This window comes from Streptococcus sp. 29892 (assembly GCF_032594935.1).
GTDB lineage: Bacteria > Bacillota > Bacilli > Lactobacillales > Streptococcaceae > Streptococcus > Streptococcus hyiners.
This window is the reverse complement of record NZ_CP118734.1, coordinates 819,558-840,750: the sequence shown is the minus strand read 5'-3', so window position 1 is coordinate 840,750 and position 21,193 is coordinate 819,558. Positions and strand designations below refer to the sequence as shown.

At 39.5% G+C, this 21,193-nt stretch carries 13 protein-coding genes and 2 pseudogenes; 2 read left to right on the top strand and 13 right to left on the bottom strand.

Annotated elements, in window-relative coordinates; genetic code table 11:
- Window positions 1-47 precede the first annotated feature (47 nt).
- The 6 genes from tet(O) to PW220_RS04235 all read right to left on the bottom strand — a co-directional run bounded on the left by tet(O) (window position 48) and on the right by PW220_RS04235 (window position 14,000).
- Complete coding sequence (gene tet(O) / locus PW220_RS04260; RefSeq protein ID WP_105123813.1) at window positions 48-1,967, bottom strand: tetracycline resistance ribosomal protection protein Tet(O); 1,920 nt, start codon at window positions 1,965-1,967, stop codon at window positions 48-50.
- 211 nt (window positions 1,968-2,178) lie between these two features.
- On the bottom strand, window positions 2,179-2,322 hold the full coding sequence (locus PW220_RS04255; RefSeq protein ID WP_248054449.1) for a peptide-binding protein: 144 nt from the start codon (window positions 2,320-2,322) through the stop codon (window positions 2,179-2,181).
- Window positions 2,323-2,404: 82 nt separating this feature from the next.
- Window positions 2,405-8,329 (bottom strand): helicase-like domain-containing protein, encoded by a 5,925-nt coding sequence (locus tag PW220_RS04250; protein ID WP_248054450.1) that lies wholly within the window; start codon window positions 8,327-8,329, stop codon window positions 2,405-2,407.
- 48 nt (window positions 8,330-8,377) lie between these two features.
- Window positions 8,378-8,929 (bottom strand): hypothetical protein, encoded by a 552-nt coding sequence (locus PW220_RS04245; protein WP_172002359.1) that lies wholly within the window; start codon window positions 8,927-8,929, stop codon window positions 8,378-8,380.
- Window positions 8,913-9,104, bottom strand: coding sequence for a calcium-binding protein (locus tag PW220_RS04240; protein ID WP_248054451.1), 192 nt, complete (start codon window positions 9,102-9,104; stop codon window positions 8,913-8,915). Before PW220_RS04240 ends, PW220_RS04245 begins: the two co-directional genes overlap by 17 nt.
- Complete coding sequence (locus PW220_RS04235; protein WP_248054452.1) at window positions 9,105-14,000, bottom strand: SspB-related isopeptide-forming adhesin; 4,896 nt, start codon at window positions 13,998-14,000, stop codon at window positions 9,105-9,107.
- 171 nt (window positions 14,001-14,171) lie between these two features.
- Here PW220_RS04235 and PW220_RS04230 point away from each other — a divergent pair, with 171 nt between their 5' ends.
- Complete coding sequence (locus PW220_RS04230; protein WP_000037239.1) at window positions 14,172-14,762, top strand: type IV toxin-antitoxin system AbiEi family antitoxin domain-containing protein; 591 nt, start codon at window positions 14,172-14,174, stop codon at window positions 14,760-14,762.
- Complete coding sequence (locus tag PW220_RS04225) at window positions 14,759-15,655, top strand: nucleotidyl transferase AbiEii/AbiGii toxin family protein (protein WP_316716454.1); 897 nt, start codon at window positions 14,759-14,761, stop codon at window positions 15,653-15,655. Before PW220_RS04230 ends, PW220_RS04225 begins: the two co-directional genes overlap by 4 nt.
- Here the strand turns inward: PW220_RS04225 and PW220_RS04220 are convergent.
- The 7 genes and pseudogenes from PW220_RS04220 to PW220_RS04190 form a co-directional block, all read right to left on the bottom strand.
- Window positions 15,553-15,945 (bottom strand): annotated as a pseudogene (locus PW220_RS04220) (hypothetical protein); the annotation flags it as partial. The gene PW220_RS04225 and the pseudogene PW220_RS04220 overlap by 103 nt on opposite strands.
- Window positions 15,929-17,284 carry a DNA (cytosine-5-)-methyltransferase gene (gene dcm / locus PW220_RS04215; RefSeq protein WP_248054454.1) on the bottom strand — a complete coding sequence of 452 codons (1,356 nt, stop codon included), beginning with the start codon at window positions 17,282-17,284 and terminating at the stop codon, window positions 15,929-15,931. The pseudogene PW220_RS04220 and the gene dcm, both read right to left, overlap by 17 nt.
- A gap of 148 nt (window positions 17,285-17,432) precedes the next feature.
- A complete protein-coding gene (locus PW220_RS04210) occupies window positions 17,433-18,251 on the bottom strand; it encodes a replication initiator protein A (RefSeq protein WP_248054455.1) in 819 nt (272 codons plus the stop codon).
- A 2-nt stretch (window positions 18,252-18,253) separates the two neighbouring features.
- Window positions 18,254-18,421, bottom strand: a complete 168-nt coding sequence (locus PW220_RS04205; protein WP_141587600.1) for a hypothetical protein — start codon at window positions 18,419-18,421, stop codon at window positions 18,254-18,256.
- Window positions 18,422-18,779: 358 nt separating this feature from the next.
- Window positions 18,780-20,141, bottom strand: coding sequence for a hypothetical protein (locus tag PW220_RS04200; RefSeq protein WP_105127925.1), 1,362 nt, complete (start codon window positions 20,139-20,141; stop codon window positions 18,780-18,782).
- A gap of 71 nt (window positions 20,142-20,212) precedes the next feature.
- Window positions 20,213-20,353: pseudogene (locus PW220_RS04195) on the bottom strand (helix-turn-helix domain-containing protein); the annotation flags it as partial.
- Window positions 20,350-20,775: a sigma-70 family RNA polymerase sigma factor gene (locus PW220_RS04190; protein WP_053867061.1), complete on the bottom strand. Its 426-nt coding sequence runs from the start codon at window positions 20,773-20,775 to the stop codon at window positions 20,350-20,352. The pseudogene PW220_RS04195 and the gene PW220_RS04190, both read right to left, overlap by 4 nt.
- Between the last annotated feature and the right edge of the window lie 418 nt (window positions 20,776-21,193).

Genomic DNA, 21,193 nt, shown 5'->3' with positions numbered 1-21,193 from the left:
AGTCTCTAATCCTTTCAAATCTCATTTTATATGACTTTTGCAAGCTGTTAAGCTAACTTGTGGAACATATGCCGAACCTTATCTATACGGCTATTCGGGCGGCGGGGTTGGCAAATAAATTTACCAATAGCTGGCTGGTATCCTTTTAACTCTGTCAAGCAGACTCCCTGCCCATTTGTGAAATAAGTTAAATCGTTCCTGTATTCTTGAATACATCTGGCAGGGATTTCTCCTTTCAGAATGACCTCGTCATTCTTTATCTGAGTACTTACAATATCTGCACAATACCTTGGAGCATCATGATACGCCCGTGAGAGATATTCCTGCGGTGCATAAATTTCAAAGTGGAGATATGGCTCTAATAGTTCTGTCCCTGCTTTTTTTAAAGCCTGCTCCAATACGATAGGGGAAAGCAGCCGAAAGTCTGCGGGGGTACTTACAGGACTATAATACAATCCATATTCAAAACAGATTTTACAGTCTGTCACTTTCCATCCATACAGCCCCTGCTCGCAGCCATAAAGAACCCCCTCCATAACCGCATTTTGGAACGATTGATTTAAATATCCAAGTGAAACTCTGCTTTCATACTGCACTCCGCTTCCAATAGGGAGCGGCTCTATGGACAACCCGACAGAAGCCCAGAAAGGATTTGGCGGGACTTCTATGTGGATGGTATATTCTGCTTTTCTAAGCGGTCTTTCCATATATATAACAGTAGGCTCTTTTATTTCTGCCTCCACATGATATTTTTCCTCAAGGATGGCACAAATGACTTCCATCTGCACATTCCCCAAAAAAGAAAGTATAATCTCATGCGTTGTAGTATCCACATAATATTTTAAAAGAGGATCGCCATCTGAAATTTCTGTAAGTGCCCCAAGCAATATTTCCCGCTGTTCAGATTTCTTTACTGCAATCGTTGTTTGGAGCATAGGGAGCGGATTTTCAATAAATTTTCTCTGCGGCAACAGTATTTCGTTCCCCAAAATACTGTTTAGCTGCAAAACATCATTTGGTAAAATTACAATATCACCAGAGTAAGCCGTATCTGCTAAACACAATTCACCGTTTGTAGGAATACTCATCTCTGTAATTTTTATTTTCTCTTTTTCTGATATTCTGACAACGTCCCTCGAATGCAATGCGCCGCTGTACAGACGCACATAAGCCAAACGCCTCCTTTTTTCTGAATATTCAATCTTAAAAACCTGCCCGCATAGTTCAGATTGACCTTCAGGCGTTGATGAATAAAATTTACTGGCAATCACTTCTATAAGCTGCCGAATCCCCAGATTGTTTTTAGCGCTTCCGTGATAAACGGGAAATAACGTTCCGTTTTGGAATCTCCTGTTTTCTTCCTGTTCCAGTTCTGACATTTTAAACGGTTTCCCTGACATATATTTCTCTAATAGTTCATCGTTTCCCATAATTACCGTATCCCACTGTTCCATATCGTCATTGTCTGTTACATTTATATGGGGATGCTGCCCAACCTTTTGCTTCACTATAATTTCCGAAGAAAGCTTTGCTTTCATTTCTTGATATACCATTGGCAAATCAATCCCCTCTTGGTCAATTTTATTGATGAAAAAAATTGTCGGAATCTTCATTGTCTGTAGTGCATGAAACAGTATACGGGTCTGTGCCTGTATGCCATCCTTTGCAGAAACTAATAATACTGCTCCGTCTAATACGGATAAAGAACGGTATACTTCCGCCAAAAAATCCATATGGCCTGGCGTATCTATAATGTTGACTTTTACATCCTCCCACTGAAAAGATGTCACTGCTGTCTGGATAGTGATTCCCCTTTGACGCTCCAAATTCATTGTATCTGTCCTTGTTGTGCCTTTATCTACGCTCCCTGGTTCTGCAATTGCACCACTGGTATACAATAAACTCTCCGTTAATGTTGTCTTTCCTGCGTCAACGTGAGCCAGAATGCCTAAGTTAATTATTTTCATGTGATTTTCCTCCTATCAACACCCAAAAAAGGGCATAAAAATACCCAGTGATAAATACTCCTATCACTGGGTAAATAACTCCAATAGCCCCAAAACACTTATATGTTTTCGGGCATATAAAATTACATGATAAAAGTATTCTTAAACTGGGTACAAAAAACTAAGCCCCATATTAAAAGTGAAACGGGACTGCTACTTTTTGTTCCCACTATCAAATTGACAGTTTATTTAATAATATGATATGGTGCAAGTCAGCACGAACACGAACCGTCTTATCTCCCATTATATCTTTTTTTGCACTGATTGGTGTATCATTTCGTTTTTCTTTTTGTGCGCCTAAATTTCCCACAATCACTCACTTCTTTCTATTTCTTCTTATTCTTATTTTATCATCAACAATCACAAATCACTTGTGATTTGTGATAAGTGATTTGTGATTAATATATCACATTCTTTTTTATTTTGAATGTCCGCAAAATCCGTCCTACATCAGAAGGACGCCATGGAACATCTAAGTGGTGGACAGCTTTCATACGTGATTGTACGTTTAAACCCGTTCCACCTTTTTCCGTAGAAGCCATGAGAATCCGTACTTCTCCGCTATTGACCTTTCTAGACAGTAAGTTTTTCTTTTCATCAGTATTGGCATCATGCACAAAGGCAATTTCTTCTTTTGGTATCCCTCGATCGACAAGCAAGTCCTTAAGTTCATTGTAAACATCAAATCCTTCTCCCTTACTTTTAGGCGTTCCAATATCAGAGAAAATCATCTGAGTGGCTTTGTCTTCAGCTCCTTCACGGTAAATCCGCTCGACATTATCAACGACTTGAAGGATTTTCTCATTGTCTGATAAGGTATAAGCAGGGTCAATCAACCGCATATCAATGGCTAGTTTTCTAGCTTCCCCGGTTATCTTTAACATATTATCTCTACTTGGATCGACACTACCTGACTTGATAGCGTCTGAACGCTCTACCAGTTCTTCTAAATAGTATTTCTGAGCTTGCGTTAACTCGCTTTCCACCGCAATAATCTTAGCTTCAGGTACAGGTAAATCAAGCATATCTGAAGTCTGAATATCAGCTGTTTCCTTGTAAATTCGCATGAGTTCAGGAAGGTTGACAAATTTCTTGAACCGTTTCTTAGGTTGGTATTTATCTCCTGTCGGGGCTAGTTCCATAGAGTTTTCGATATTCCCAAAAGCCCCAACCCAGGAGTCAAAATTGGATACCTGGTATCGTTCCAAGACATCGGGTTGAATGTAATTCATCATAGTGAAAAGTTCACTAATGGAGTTTGAGACTGGTGTTCCTGTCGCAAAAACAACATTTCTATCGCCATGCTCTGCCTGAACCTGTCTCACCTTCATTTCCATGTCTACGTTCTTTTTTGAAGTGGTATTGGTGATACCCGCGACATTCCCAAGTCCAGTGATTGGTCGGATATTCTTGAAGTGATGAGCCTCATCCACAAAAAGAAAATCAATGCCAAGGTTTTCAAATTCAATAAAGGTATCCCGCTCCAGTTTTTGGAGTTCTTCTAATTGGTGCTCTAGTCCCTTAATCGAACGCTCTGCTTCTTTCACCGTATAATCAGAGTCACTTCCTAGCTTGATTTCTCTGAGTTGTTCAAGTTTGTCATTGATATAGGTGACCTGTTTTTCACGACTCATCGGTATCTTCTCAAATTGTGAATCTCCAATGACAATGGCATCATAGTCCCCTGTGATAATACGTGATACAAACTGTTTGCGTTTAGCTTTGGCAAAATCTTTCTTGGTGGTCACATAGACTTTTTTGGTTGGGAAAAATTTCATGATTTCTTGACCAAACTGAGCAGTCAAACTAGAAGGAACCACATAGAGAGGTTTATGTACCATTCCGAGTTCTTTCAGTTTGAATCCTGCCCCAAGCATGGTAAGTGTTTTACCTGAACCAACTTCATGAGCTAGTAGGGCACGTTTTTCCTCGACAATCCGTTGAATGGCATTCTTTTGGTGAGGCCGTAATGAAATATTCTGAGCAAGTCCATCAATGGTTAAATGGCTACCGTCATAGGTCTTTGATACCGTACGATTGTAGAGCCTATTATAGGTGTCTTCAATCATCTGTTGGACTTCTGGATACCTTGCTACAAAACCTTGAAAGAGTTCTTGTAGGTGTGTTTCCTTGGCACGCAGGACTGTTGTTTTCTCCACATCCGTCACATTCTTTTTCTTATCCCCTTCAACAACTTGTTTTGTGATGGTTGGTTGATTGGAATTCAGGAGGTTTTCAAAGATTTTTCGACCACTATCATAGCGTGAAGCAGGGACACCTAAACTCCTATCCGTTACGTTGGAATAGGTGTAGGCAAACTTAGATTGGTAAGTGATAACCCCGTCAATGGGACTGACTTCAAGGACTGTTGCTACTTCTTGGTCTGACAATTCATAGGCTTTCCCCATAAAGGTTTCTTGGGCAAATTTTCCGTAAATAGACAAAGGAATCCAGCGTGAACCGATTCGATAATCAATGTCTGCTAAAGTAATACGTGCTGGTTTGACCGTCTCAAGTAACCCTGCATAATGCGACCAGTTAAAGTCCTGATTGTCTTGTTTGACAAATAGGTCCACCACTTCTAACTTAGTGACGACATCCCCTGACAGAAAGTCTTGGCGAGAAACATAGGTCAATTCTCCATTCAAATACTTCTCAGGATCAGGCATAATGAGGTCGCCTAATTCCTCAATCAAGGTCATCTTCGATTCAACCTGATAGATAGACATCATATAATCGAAATCAACACCACGTCCGTCAGCCAAGCTCGAATTTAAGGCATCAAGGGCAGTATGTACCTTTTTAACCTCTTTTTCAGGACGCACTAAAGCCTTCTCAAAAGCAAGGGATTTAGTATAGATAACAGACTTTCCACTTGGATCCAGACGTTCATCTTCCAAACTAGCAAGAAGCGAATACTTATCATCACTATCAAAAAGATTGCGGTTCACTGCACTGTTCAAATACCCATAGTGTTTGACAAAGCTATCATAGGTACGATTGAGTTTGCCTAACAAGAGGTTAAAGAACTCCGTATCGTAGTCATAATAGCGTTGAATGGCAATAACTTCTTGGTAGGCATTGCGAATATCGACCATTCCTTTGATTCGTGCCACTTCTTTATCAGACAATGGAGCTTCATAGAAAACTGTCTTTTTATAATATCCCTTAAACTGACCACGTTTTGCTGCATCATCGGTCACATAGACATCCAGAGCAGTGTTATCAGTCACTTCTAAGGCATTAAAGCGATCAATCTGCTTTTGAGAATGTTTGGTGTCCCATGCTTTGAAGTTGCCCTCTTCATCGACATAGTAACTGATTTCTTCCGTCTTGGTTCCGACTCGAATGCCTTTGTTATCTCGATAGTAAACTGTAGAACCCTGATAACCAAAACTGTACTGATCTAGATTCTCCCTCATTTCAGCTGGAATGGAGGTATCAATGACTTGTTTGGTCAACACATCTGGGTTAATGATGACCTCATTTCTATCAATCTTTCTTGGGGCTTTTACTTGATGTAGAGCTGTTTCAACACTTGCAATCAAGTCATCACTAGTCCCCTTAACAGAAAGTGTTCCACCGTTAAAATTTCTGACCTCGTAGGTTCCTAGCACTTGGCTATTGTATTCTCCATCAAAGTAAGGATTGAGCCAAATGCGACTATCCTTTTCATAACGAATGGAACCAGAAAAGGCTAAGTCATCTGTAACATATCCCTTGTTCAAGTGTTTCTGAAAGAATAACATATCCGTTGTGACACTCGTTCCTGCAATGGCCTTAAAGGCAGAATCAGGCAGTCGAACCCCACCAAGAAATTCAGTTGTCTCACGAATATCTTGTAAGATGTTTTCTGTTCGCTTATCCATGGTTCCTGTTGAAGAGATAATCGCTACTTGTCCACCATCATGGACCAAATCAAGTGACTTTTTGACAAAGTAGTCATGAATCATGTAAGGCTTATCGTACCTGTTATCCGCAATTCGTATATTGGCAAAGGGAACATTTGAAATCACTAAATCAAAACTATTGTCGTTAAAAGCCACCGTCTCAAAGCCCTTAATTTCAATGTGACTATTTGGATGAAGGTGTTTGGCAATAGCTCCTGTAATGGTATCTAATTCCACACCATATAACTCACTCTTTTCTCTTAAGTGTTTGGGCATTGCTGCAAAAAAATTCCCTGTTCCCATGGAAGGATCTAGGATTTTGCCACCTGTAAAGCCATCTCTTTCCAACTTATCCCACATCTGACGGATCAGGGCTGGGTCTGTGTAATAGGCTGTCAGAGAGGACTGTTTCATATCCGAATACTCTTTATCTGTGACTAGGCTTTTCAGTTCTTCTAGTTCCTTAGAAAATTTTGGATTATAGTCATCAAAAAATTCATTGGCTAGTCCACCCCAGCCTACATACTTGGCAAGGAGTTCTTGTTCACTTGGTAAAGCATTGCGGTGCTCTACTTCTAGATTTTTTACCAAACGAATAGCCGCAATGTTTGTCTCAACCTTATCTCTAGCAGTCTTTGGATAAAAGTCCGTCATATCTTCTGGAAAATAAAAGTCCATTACTGGAATCTCTGGAATTGTTTCGACTACTACCTCTTCAGGAATTTGACTATCTGATTCTTCAAGATCAGTATCGTTATGACCTATTTCTGAACTATCTGGTTCCAATAGTCCAATACTCTGAACTGGCTCCTCTTCCAGAAATGAGAATAGGTTTAATCCTTGGTCCGCTTCTTCTAACTCTGTTTGTGGTTCTGCCTTTGGCTGATGAAGTGACTGACTGACTTCTTCCCAGGTCCTCAAATAAAGAACTGGATTTTGTTCAATGATATCCGAAAAGTCATTGACTAACTCAATCCGAATCAAACCGTTCAATCGAGCATCACTGACCGACACGACCTCAAAGTCCTGTCCCTTATAGGAAACCAATGACCCCAGAGGATAAGTGTCCAAGACTCTCTGGACTAGTGGATTTTCCGCTAACTCTTCATCAACCACTACTTTCGACTCAGCTTTCTCTAGCTTGCTTTTCCAATCTCTGAGGGTTAAATCTGGCTGATTGCGTTTATCTTTTTCAAATTGCTCCGCATCTTCTCTGCTGAGTTCTTGGTGTAAAAAGGCGTAGGCAACTTGTCGCAGCTCTTCAATGGAAAGCTGGCTACCAAAGAAAAATTCAACCTTTTCATGACTCAATCCCATTTGGAGTAGTTCTGTCGCAAGGGCTAGTTGAGTTACCGAGGCTTTGGGATAGCCACCTAGTAAAGCAAGGTCCGCATTTTTCAAACGAAAACGACCTGCTGCATCCAATAAAATACCGACTTGGTCTGATTCAAACTGAGATATATCAATCCCTAGCTGAGTCAATTTTTCTTGATTTTCTATCCTAATGGCTTGTCCAATTTTTTCTAATTCCTTTTCTTCGACTGTAGTCAGCGTTCGTTTCAGCTCATAGGGACTGCCATCAGCTTCTAGATAGGTAAGTAACTCCTCGCCCTCAAAGACTGGTGTCATTTCCGTCTCAGTATCAAAATCACCTCGTCTAAAACTTGGGACTTTGGAACGTTCATTTCGAATTTGGTCAAAATATGTTAGAATCTCAAATTTACGTCGTAAAGATAACTCTTCATAAGCAGGCAGATGACTGGTTTTTCCTGTTTGAACATCTAGTTGAGACAAATCTACATCTAAACTAGCAATAACCAGAGAGCCCTCTTCTCGAAAAGATATTGCTTGATGAACACTTGTTTTGTGCTCATCAATAGTTTCTTCATTTTCTAGAATAGTTTCATCAGCTCTTGTTTCAAGCTCAGGCTCGTAAGTTAAGAGAAACTGTTCAATATCTCGGCTAATACGATCCGCTAAATTATTAGCCACACGATAAACATTGACCAAATTAGCTCCCCTACTCTTTTGTAATAGAGAATCTGGTGAAATAGTTTGGTAGTGTCCATTTGAGTCTAATAGTTGAAAACGAGTGGCCAGATTGAACAATGCCACTTCAATCACCAAGTCTTTTTCAGACGGCGATAGTTTGTCGAGTTTTTGGAGACCAGTTTGGCCGAAAACTTTTGTATAGGTCAATAGATCATGAGCAGTATCATAAGGACTAGCCTGGACAAAAGCTGAAACATCTGTCTCAAAGTGAAGTACCTGAACAGATTTATTAATTTCTTGCCCATTGGTTAAAAACTGATGAACGAGACTATCCCACTCCTCATCAAAATGCTCAGCTTGGTAATATAAAAACGCCTCAAGCAAGGCTCTATCACGAGGAATGGTGGCTCTCATCATTTGTAGTAAGACTTCTTGATTCATTTTCCCTCCCATTTAAAAAAGGCTGAGAGTTTTTCTCAGCCCTTTGCGTTAATCTAGGACCAAGGCTCGTTGGTCTCTTTCTTGTGGAATACCTTCCATTACAGTTGCCACATAGTGTTGTAAGAAATGACTTTTCTGGTCTAGTAAATCTTTTTGCAAGGCAAGGTGAACCAAATCTCCAAAATAATCCTGACTGGAAATAGCCAATTCCTGTTGAATCATGGCCTGTAAGGTTTCAAGGCTAAGTGGTGAATAATCGTCACTATCCAAAACCTCATACTGTTCCAAGGTGTCTGAAAGACTATTTGAGGACATTAAATCCATAATAAAACTAGATCCTTCACCTGTTCGGTACAGCTTTTCCAGAATGTCAGTCATATCTGCCTGTACTTCATCCTGATAACTATCCACTTTAACTCGTAGCTCATCACTAATCAAGGATAGGTCATCTTCATCCATATAATCTTGATAAACCTGATTGAGGATTGTTCTATCAGAAATACTTAATTCCAAAGAGAGAAGGGCTTTGATAAACTCTTGGTAATCGACCTTCTCCATTTCAGACAAAGCCTCTTTCATGGTGTCAAAGTTCCAAGCCATCACACAACTCCTTTTGTGGGACTAGTGGTGAATGTCCAGATTGTAGCTCTTCTAAATCAGCTTGACCATCACCATCTGTGTCAACAGACTGCGGATTGGTTCCCAAAGCTAGTTCCTGAGCATCTGTCAAACCATCTTGTTCTGAATCATTTTCATAAATAGTTTTTGGATTCATCTACTTCTCCTCCTTTTTCTTCAGTCCATAAGCCGTACCAAGTAGAATACCAGCTCCAATCAAGCCCAAAAGGGATTCCTGTTCCCCTGTATTTGGCAAAACGCTTGCTGGAACAGGTGGTTCAAGAGACTCAATCGGTGGTTGAGGTGGAGTGGGTTGATTTGGACTTGGTTCTTCAGGTTGAGGTGTATGTGTTACAACTGTATTTGAACTGATGACATAGCCATTCACTGTATGGAGATAGGTATTCTCCACCTGACCAGCCGCAATCCGTTTCATCTGCAGGTAAACATCTGCCTGAAAGGCTGAATCATCAGAGACAGTCTCTAAGAAGGATTTATCAAATGAAATTGACACGAGGCCATTTTCTGTATCCACCTGTTGCAAGGTATATTTCGTGACTTCTGTCCCCTCTTTTAAGACAGAACCGTCTTTGAGGATGACATCCGTCATCAGATAGCTGCGATAAACACCATTATACTCATCATGCTTTTCATCATAGTTATCTTCAAAACTATATTCAAATAAATCAGTCGCACGATTACTTGGAATCAAAGCTCCAACCAAACGATAGTTAAAGGTTTGATTCAAGGCCACTTCTTTACCATCAAGGCTGTCATCTTTATGAGACAAGTCAATTACCACATCTTTTTGTGGGTCTAGTTTGGGAACATTATTGACCACTGTTTCCGTGACATAGGCCAAGCCAAAATCAATCTGATAGGCTGTATTTTCATACTGACCACCTGTTTTGGTCAACTCATTTTTAACCGTCATCGGAAGCGTGACAACTAAGGTTTGACCAGTCTTCACATAGGTCTCATAAAAGGTTTTGGGATCATTGCTACTAAGGACCTGAATGGCTCCTTTAGGTGTAAACTGACGTTTAGCCATGGCATCTTGGACGACTTTCGGAGCTTCTGGCAAACTAGCGTAGGTGCTAACAGAAATACCAGATACACGATTGCCATCCTTATCTAAAACTTGGATGCCATCAGGATCTAGGGTAAGAGCTTCTTCTGGGTAATCGTCTACCATGTAAAATCCCTTGGCAAGAACATCATCCGTCACGACCATGTCCTTGTATTGACTGTAATCCAGTACAATTTTGTAATAATTGACCGTATTCGGAAGAATAGTCTTTCCATCAATTGAAATGCCTTCTTGATTGGTATTAGACTTATGTGGAATTACTTTAGGGACAAAATTAGTCACCGTATTGGTTTCATAAGCTTGGCCAAAATCCACCTGATAGGCCACGTTTTCATAAGACTTCCCTGAATTAAGCATGGTTTCCAAAACCGTCATCGGAGTGACAATGGTAATATTCTCCCCCTTGGTCACATAAGATTCAAAAAAGACTTGTGGGTCCTCAGGCATGAAAACTTGAAAAGCTCCTTTAGGCTGAATTTTTTGTTTAGAAAGGGCTTCTTGTAAAGATTTAGGAGCTTCTGATAATCGAGAATAAGCCTTCACCATGATTCCTGAAACTGTTTTACCATCAGATGTGACAAACTGAATAGCTGCTTCATCCGGCAGTAAAGCTTCTTCTGGATAATCATCCACAAAGTAAAAACCTTGTGCAATCTGAGAGTTGTCTGCTTTAATCCCTCGGTATTGGTCCAAGTCCCATGAGAGAGTATAGTGATTTTGACTTCCCACTAGCATGGGCTTCCCATTGATGTCTACTTTGTCTTTATTGAGGTTTTGTTTCTTGGGTTCTGGAGAAACTAGGGTGTTGGTCACTTCCTTGGTTTCATAGCCATTGCCGAAATCAACTTGATAAGCCTTGTTTGTATAGGTCTTTGTCTGACCGTAGAGACTATCTTTAACCATCATTTTGGTCAAAAGAGCTAAAGAAGTTCCTGTTTGAACATACTGGTCATAAAAGGCTTGGTTGTCATCCGGCATAAAGACTAGAAAGGCACCTGTCGGTGTAATTTTAGCACGAGCTAATTTAGCTTGAAGGTCTTTAGGAGCTTCATTTAGTGAAGCATAGTTTTTAACCGTTATTCCTGATACATTCAGACCGTCAAGGGTAATAACAGCCGTGCCATTTTCCACCACATCGAGCACTTCCTCTGGGTAATCGTCCACAAAGAAGAAGCCTCGTGCAATTGTCTCTTTAGCAGAACGATCTCCCTTATACTGGTCCAAATCCCAAATCAATCGGTAGTGGTTGGTTGTGCCAAGGGCTACGACCGTGTCATTAATGAGGACACCATCCGCATTTTCATTGTTTTTATCTGGTGTAATGAGTGTGGTTGTCTCCCCATCACCTGGTGTACGAACCGTTACAACATTTGAAGTGACTGTGTAAGCATTGGTTGTACCCTTGTTCAAAAGGAGTTTGTAACTATTGGAATAGGTTGCCCCATCATTTTGAATAGAACCATAGAGTTTTGGAGCGGTCAGTTGATATACCTTGGTTAAATCTTTATTTACCTCCTGCAACAAGTTTTCCTTTGCAGTTAAGGTCACAAAATTCTTAGTCTCATCAAAGCTAAGGACATAGTTTCCATTCTCTTTTTGTGTTGTTTCCTTATCAAATAGGTAACCAGCAGGCAAGTAGTCCTCAAAAATAAGACTAGTCGTTTGGGCACGATTGGGCGATAAGGCATCAACTGTTAAGGGATAAATCACCGTTGAATCTTTTGCGACAGTTTTCTCATGAAGATTAGCTTGGTCACTATTGACCACTTCTTTCATAATCTCTGGAGTTGTCGTCAAACGGTATGCATGATAATGGACTGTCGGTACTTGTGGTGGCGTTGGAAGTTCTTTTGGAATAGGTTTGACAGGTAAGGTTACTTTGGTCAAGGACAGACTAGGCTGCACTACTTCTTCCAAAGGCTTTGGCGTGAAGGTCACAGGCTTTTCTGGTGTAAATGTTTTAGGAGAAAAGACATCTGGTGTTACCGTAATAGGTTCTGGAATGGGTTCAAGTTCCACCGTTACATTAGGTTTGGGACTATACGGTGTTACTGTACGTGCAACTGGTAGGGTATTTAAGGCGAACCAGTATGACAAGCCAACATTCTGTAGCATATCGCCTTGGCCAAAGGTTACTGTGTAGGTATTACCTGATGTAACTGTTGAGACAATTGCTCCTTTATAAGCATAACGACTTGATGTGGTATCCCATTCCTCAGGTAAATTCAAATCACTTGCACGGTTGGAACCCAAAGAACGTGCTAGACCTTCATTAGTCACTTGAACGGTTGAACCATTAATCGGAACAAATTTCCCAGATGAATCTTTAACATATTCTAAACCAATGTCATTATGATTGAGGGAAGAATGCGTGAAGACTCCTGGTTTCTCCTTAGAAAAGGTGACCTGCGTTCCGTCTTCCAAGAAATACTTGGCAACTACACGAAACTCCATCTTGTCTGTTCGCCAGTCACCGTTTCCGTCATTTCGATAGGCAATAAAGCCCTCTGTGGGATCGTTTGGTACAACCAATTTCACGGCATTGGTTCCAGCAGGTGATACAAGGTTGGTAATATCGTAAGTCACACGACTAATCTTTTTCCCATCAAATCGTGCATTTTGAAGATTTTGATAGTTAAAACTAAGGGTCTCACCTGTTTTGAAGCTATCATAGACAAAGAATCCAGTTGAATCTAAAATTCTTGAGTAGCCACCCAGCATGGCATCGCCAGTTGAAATGATTTGATTAGGATTTCGGGTAATGGCCCCATGTTGTGCTTGGGGTTCACCGTTATTGAGATTGAGGGCTTGAGCAAGGGCTTCAGAAATATAACCTTCTGCACCTTTTGAAATCTCGGCCAAATCACGTTGATAGCGTTCCATTTCTTTGGCATTATAGACATCAATCGCTTCATTCTCTTTTCTGGCTGCGGCTTCTTTTTCTTGATTACGTTTAGTAATGGCTTCAATCTCAGCTGTACGATTTGAAACTAATAGTTGTTTCTCTTGATTAGCCTGATCAACTGCGGCTTGGCCTGTACGGTTTTCAGCATCAACAGCTGCTTGACCTGCCTGATTCCGCTTTTCAATGGCTTCGTTATCTGCTTTTGCCTTAGCAAGTCCAGCTTCATTTTCTTTTTGAATGGCCTGGTTTTTCGCAACAATATCATCTGCCTTTGTTTTCTTTGTTAGATAATCCGCTACAGCTTGTTCGTTAGTTGATTGAATGGTTTCAACAGCCTTGCCATAGTTTGTATAGTCAAGTACAGATGTCCCATTTCCTGATGAAACTATTTGTTCATTTACTGTCACATCAGCATCTGCATACTGGGATTTTAGGTCATTGACTTTGGTATCAACCCAAGCATTTGTCTCATTACCAGTTTGGTTGGCCTCTTCGTAGGCCTGTGACAGCACCTTATTTTCTTGTTCAATGCGGGCTTTATTCGATTCGTATGTCGCTTTATCAGCTTTGTAGGTTTTAGTGACTTCATTGATAGCCTCAACTTGGTTTTGGGCATCTGCTTCAGCTTTTGAAATTTGTTGGTTGGTTTCTGCCACAGAAGTTGTATTTCCCAAATCCATTGGGCTATCTTCAACCGTAGAAACACCTGCTGCCTTTGCCTCTTCAACTGCTTGTGTTACCGTATCATGTGGTACGGTGACTGCAATTGAACCGTTAGATTGTCCAGTTGACCCTAAACTTTCAGTTTGTTCAGAAACAGGGCTTGGTTGTGCTTCTGGTAAATTTGTGGCTGGATTCTCCGTTCGTTGGATGGTGCTGTCAACTGATGATGTGACTTCATCAGCATGTGCAACCGTTCCTCCCCAAGCAACAACAGCCGTCACCATGGTTCCAGGGGCAACGGAACATAGAGTGCGATATTTTTTACTCTTGCGAAAGACGTGTTTCTCGCCTTTTTCCTGATTGACAAGAAAGTGATGATTACATGTTTTGGTCATAAATAGTCCTTCTTTTCTTTTATTCTCTAGCAACAATTTGTCACTCTTTCCTCATCATAAAAAAGAAGGCTTGATTTTGTTATCACAATAAATTCAGGGAAAAGAAATGTTGCTTTTGCACTACAAATATTGTAAAATTGTAGTATAAAAGCAACATTAGAAGGAGTAAGTATGTCAAAAAAAGAGATTCTACTCGATTTTATAGAAAAGAACAATGGCATTGTCACAAACAAAGATTGTAAAGCACTAGGTATTCCAACAATATATCTGACAAGACTAGAGAAAGAAGGCATTATCTTCCGAGTTGAAAAAGGTATTTTCCTAACCCAAAACGGAGACTATGATGAATACTACTTCTTTCAATATCGTTTTCCTAAGGCTATTTTCTCTTATATTTCGGCACTGTATCTACAACAGTTTACAGATGAAATTCCACAATATTTTGATGTGACAGTTCCTAGAGGCTACCGCTTTAATACTCCTCCAGCTAATCTAAATATTCACTTTGTCTCTAAAGAATACAGCGAGCTGGGAATGACTACTGTACCTACTCCTATGGGAAACAACGTAAGGGTATATGATTTTGAACGTATTATTTGTGATTTTGTAATACATCGAGAAAAGATTGATTCCGAACTCTTTGTCAAGACACTTCAATCTTATGGAAACTATCCTAAAAAAAATCTAGCAAAACTCTATGAATATGCGACAAAAATGAATACTTTAGAAAAAGTTAAACAAACTCTGGAGGTTCTAATATGAACAAAGCTAAATTAACAGCACTCTGTCATAAAATATCAAAGAATACTGGTTTAACCTTTAATTCCGTCATGACCTATTACTTCCTAGAAGTCATTTTGAAAAAATTAAGTCAAAGTTCTTATTCAAATCACTATATCTTCAAAGGAGGATTCCTACTTTCGAATGTCATCGGAGTTGAATCTCGTAGCACTGTTGATATTGACTTTTTATTCCATCAAATAACACTCTCAGAAGAAACTGTTAAACAGCAACTCAAGGAAATTTTAGCAGATTCCGAAGAAGGTATATCTTTTGTGATTCAATCAATCACAGCTATTAAAGAAAGTGATGACTATGGTGGCTATCGAGCAACAATTTCGTGCCAACTTGAGAATATTAAACAAGTTATCCATTTGGATATTGCGACAGGTGATGTTGTAACTCCTCAGCCGATTACATACGACTATAAAGCTATTTTTGATGAAGACAATTTTCCAATCATTGCTTATACAATTGAAACAATTCTAGCTGAAAAACTTCAAACCGTCTATTCACGTAACTTCTTGAACAGTAGAAGCAAAGATTTTTACGATGTTTATATTCTTTCAAAACTGAAAAAAGAAGACATTGACTTCATTCAGTTGAAAAATGCCTGTCAGAGAACGTTTTCATATCGCGAAACAGAGCTCGATTTTGAAAAGATTATTGAACTACTCGAGAGGTTCAAATCTGACCCTATTCAGAATAAACAATGGCAAAATTATTCAAAAAAATATAGCTATACAAAAGGGATTTCACTTGCAGATGTTCTTGATGAGATGATTCGTCTCATAGCAATGGGCATCCGTCCTTCACCAAAGCACTTGACTATCACTAAAGTCGTTAAAATGCCATCCTTTCCTCTAGCAGAATAATTTTCACCAAAGGCACGAAAGGCCAGGTGATTGTCTTTCGTCAGTAGTGTATCTACACCATTTTTAATATCCCTAGTTTCCATAAAATCCGAAATCTGATGAAGATTGGATTCGTAGAATAGGGGATCATTCATCTCTTTGTGGTAATCATCTTCAAAAGTCACCTCAAAGTCACAATCAAAATTGGGGAGCGACAGTATCTTTTGTAATAGCTGATTGGTTTCAGCTTGGTGAATACGTTCTTCTAATTCAGTACAATCTAGGATACTTTTCTTATGTAGTAAGTTCATGTTTTTCTTCCTCTTCCGTTCTTCTAAATTCTCTGGCAATGGCTTCAATAACTGTGACAGTCACGCTATTGCCGGCCTGTTTGTATAGCTGGCTCTTACTGGAAACACTTTCTGCTCTTTCATAAGCCCAATCAGGAAAGCCTTGAAGTCTGAAACACTCTCTTGGTGTCAGTCGTCTTATTCTCAGGCGATAAAGTTTTCCCTCTAAGACAATGCCTGTGACTTCATACCACTTATCCTGTCGATATTCCAGAGCAGCAACCACCACTCCCATATTGTCTGAAGTCGTCAGAGTATTGGATATTCCCTTTCCCACACGTCCCCTACGTTTGGTTGAGTCTGGATAAGCCAGATTAACAGAGTCTCCAAGAGTTGCCTTTGCGTACCCTGTTTTTGTGGCTTCCTTGATTTTCAGAAATGGCAGCTCCTCCCTCAGCAAAATCTTTGGCACCTTGTCTCCACCTTGCATGGTGGTCAAAGTCGGTGACAAGCCAGATATGTCAAATACTCTTCCAGTCTGGTCAAAGCTAGTCGGCAGATTTCCTGCGACAACAACTCCGTGTCTGTCTTGACTTGTCAAAGTAAACATAGGGTCTTGATTGTCCTTAAATCGACGACCATGTTGCCGTTTTTCTAGTCTATCTGGTGTTAAGACTGGAATGGCGATTTTAGCTCCCTCTCCTTTACCTCTTGTTAGTGTAGGAGCAAGTCCACTCGTCAGATAGACTTCACCATTCAAACCACGTTTAGAGGGATTGATATTTCCTAGCCTTTCAAGATGAGCTGGGCTGTTTTCTCTTCTGAGAGGAAATATGAATCTGGAACGGTATCTTCTAGAATGTCCGATAATAAAGACCCGCTCTCTGTTTTGCGGGACTTGGAAGTCCTTACTGTTAAGCACCTGCCATTCGACATCATACCCCAATTCATCCATCGTGGAGAGGATAGTGGCGAACGTCCGTCCCTCCTCGTGATTGAGTAGGCCTTTGACGTTTTCCAAAAATAGAAAACGTGGTTGGATTTGTTTGGCCGCTCGAGCAATCTCAAAAAAGAGAGTCCCTCGAGTATCTTCAAATCCCAATCGTCTTCCTGCGAGTGAAAAAGCTTGGCAAGGAAATCCCCCGCAGATGATGTCCACTTGCCCTCTAAATTGTCTAAAGTCATGGTCTGTGACCTCTTTAATGTCATGGTATTCTATTTCCCCTTCTGTATTAAACATGGCTTTATAAGATGTTCTGGCGAATTTATCAATTTCACAAAAGCCCAGGCATTTATGACCCTGTGATTCCATCCCTAGCCTAAAACCACCTATCCCAGCAAATAAATCTAAAAATTTCATTTTTCCTCTCTTTCCAACTAAAAAAGAGCCTTACACTTGTAAAACTCTTGCTTATATATGATCATCCATTTCTGGTGCACGGATGATTTCAACAATCAAAATGATGATAGAAATCAGATAGATTCCGCCTAGTATTCACCAAATCAACTTAATCACCTCCCTTTACTTCTTGTCGTCTCAGTTGCTTGGTCCACTCTGACAGCACACCATTAAATACGTATTCAGCTATTACTTCCGCTGACCGAGCAAATCGCATATGTTCCAAAGCATACTGATAACGGTCACTAAAATAAATCATGGCATAGTCACTAGCTGACTGAGATAGACCAGTCTGTCTTAACTGGTCATGAACCAAACCCCAAATATAGTCTCGATCGTACTTGGTCACGCCATCGACTTTTGAAGTAAAGTTTTCTTCTTGTTTCTCATCTACTAGCTGCCTTTCCTCCTCGTCCTCAATAAGGAAATCACTCCCTTTAGTTTCACTATATTTAGTCTCACTTCCTTCAGTCTCACTAGGGGCTGAATTTAAGACCGGCCCCGTCTTTCCTTGAGACCCCCCTAGTGTTTTTTTAACACTAGCCCCGTCTGTATGTAAGACTGGAGTAGTTTCATGTTCTAATTCCCCCAAGTAAATTTTATTTGCCATTCGACCTTTTTCACTAGAGGACTGTTGGACTTCATCAATTAAGCCATATTCACGTAAGGTTTTCTTGATAGAGAGTAATTTTGACTTTGAACAGCCTAAAAGTGCCATCAGATTTGAATTGGAATAAATCAAATAAATAGCCCCATCCTCATCAATCCAACCTTTACTCAAAGACAACTCCAACCGATCCTTTAAAACCGCGTAGGCTACCTTAACTTCCAGCTTCATATCCTTATACCGTTCACTCTCAAACAAGACTTTTGGGAGTTTATAATAACGCTCTGATGTCTGATACTGATTAGCGGTAATTCGTTTCATGATTATCCCTCCAAGACTACAAGTCCAACATTTCCGAATTCATCAAATCGGATTAAACCTACTTGTTCCAATTCATCAACCAGATGAGTTGCTTTCTCAATATCAACTCCTAAAATAGCCACGAGATGACACATCACGATTTGGCGTGATGATTGTTCCTTCTTTTTCATGAATTCCTCCTTAAAATAAAAAAACGAGAACACTTATTAAAATGTTCTCGTTGAACTATTATATTTTATGACGTATCTATTTTTTGTCTACGCAGTCGACATCCAAACAGACATTCACATCAATGTACTTTTTTTGAACCTTTTTTATGTCAAAATCACTCTTTTCAATAAAGACAAAATGCTTGAAAAAGTGCTTAAAATAAAGGATTTTTACCCGTTGCTTCGTTGTAGCAACACTACGCACTCCACGTGTGGTGAGAGCCCCCCTCTATACTATAGAACGAAATCAAAGTTATAAAATTTAGAATTATACTGTGGAATGAAACTCTCCCAGACATGATGGTTGAGCGGGTTGTTTTTAATTAAAGACGACTATATATTCTTCGGACATTTCCGCGAAGGATTTATCTATTTCAACATATACTTCATTCAATTCTTCAGCAATGATACCTCTAAAGTAAGCATCTCTAAGTTCTGGTTTCTCCAACAACACCCATTTCAATTGTTTGTATGAGTATTTAGCAAATGCTACCCATTGAGGATAGTTTATTGCCATAGGATTTTTAGTAAAGTAAACCTTTCCAGCATTTACAGCTGTAGCCGCTGAATACCCAATGAATAACATAGTGCTCAGCTTAGGATGCTTTTCTCGATTTAATGAAAATGGAATCGAGTTCTTTATAGAATTACCTTCTTTAATCCTTTTAATGCCATAGCCTAATCTGATGATTACTTCAACTAGCATTGTTGGAATTGACATACTACAAAAATTAATGAAATCATAACCTTCGTAATACATTCCCTGCACAATTTCAGCAATTGTCTGTTCTTCTTCTCCGATACTTCCAAACTGGAGTAAGTTAAATAATGCCATCAAAGGCGCTGGTAAACCCATAGAAGTTGTAATGTCAGATTTGAAATGAATAATCTGCTTAGCAATTGCAGCAAAGATATCACTTTCTTTTCGGTCTGCATAGTTCTCCATAACCTGTGATACTATTTTGCCAGTTTTATCGATCGTCGTCATTTTACCGTTCAAAATATCATAGACCCCAAATATCAATCCAAGGATAGGGTCATGCCCTAGCGATAGCAATCTATGATAGTAAGCAGATAACCCGGTAACATATTCTGTCGTATGGCGATTATCTTGAGCATCAAATGATACTTTGCTTACTTTTGAATTAGCAAGTTTCTCCATTTCTTCCTCAGGGAATCTTTGATTGAACCAATCTCTTACATAATTGGAAAGTGGCCCACCTTTTAATCCTTCTTGTGTTTTTTGAGGAATTCCTATTAGCAGAATATCAACAACTGCTCCTAGCATACCTGCTGCGGCACAAATAGTAATATCTATTTTATCAAGCTTATGAATGTTATTGTAATCGGCGTTCAATGCACGCAGAGCAGCTTGACTCATTCTCAATTCTTCAAACGTAAAAAGGGATTCTAAATCTGTTGTTGAACCAACTTTCTGTTCAGCTTGATTGCACAATTCTTCCCACGTAGGAACAACCATAACCCTATTAGGTGTAGGATAAACTACTTTAGGCAAGTTCTCTGTAGCAATGCCTAATTCCTTCAGCATTGCTTCGCTTTCAGAAATGCAAGCTTCAGCAGACGCCATATCAGGTCTTTTAATCGAGCTTAATTCTTTTGACTGATAATTCAAAACATTATTAAATTGTTGTTCTACTTCAGTGTATTTGAATTTGCTCATGCCACCTTACCCAAATCATTTATTGCTTGCGTAAGAAGAATATTTAAACTCTGTAAATAATCAACATACTTATACTCATCTTTCATCAGTCTAAGAGAGCGTTTTGTAATGTACCCTCTGTAATGATGAAGAATCTGGTTAATCGCTTCTGTATCGCCATCACAAGCCCTTACAATCATTGGAAACGGAATTCTGGAATATTCTTTTCTCATTCTTCATTTTCCTCCTCCATAAACTTCTTGATTAAGTCTAGTCCACTGGTTCTATGTCGATAGACAGTAGAGCGGTTCAATTTCAACAGGTCTGCAATTTCTGAATCGCTCATGTCCATAAAGTAAAACAGCAGTAGAATTTCACGTTTCTTGTCTGGCAACTCACGTAATGCTTCACTCAACAAATCATTTTCAACGCCTACTGATAACCCATTGAGTGTAAAAATCTGAAAGTCAGTTGAATAGTTATCTGTTGTCGCAAACTGGCTAACAAGATAATCGCCAACATCCGAAAAGGACACCTCACGCTTTGCAATCCTTGAAAGATAAAGCATATAATTCTTTCGCTCGTCTTCCATAGCACGTTTACAGATATAGTCAAACTGATTTTCTATTGTGGTCTGAAAAGAAGATGGTTTCATGTTTCTCACCCCCTTTCTGTCTAGGAAAGGAAGTGAGCCTTGCTCGTTTATCTCCTTTCACTCTTAGTCCCAATGTGAAAGGGGGATTTGTTGCATTACTGATAAATAAACTTTGTAAAAAAGTTCTGAATAGCCAAAAAAGCATATAAACAGATTTATTTCTCTGTTTACATGCTTCTGTTATTCTATCTATATGATTTATAAAACCACATTGGTGGACGTACTTATCTATTGCAGATAGACGACTTTTTTTGACAAGAACCCAATGTAAGGAAATTTATTGTATATGATGTACTTCATGGCGACGTTGACCTCCAACAAACCGCCATTTGGAAGTAATATACAATATTTTAACAGCGTAAATAGCACTACCATATAACGGTTTTTTTTATTGGCGTTTAGTAGTGCTTTTTATTAA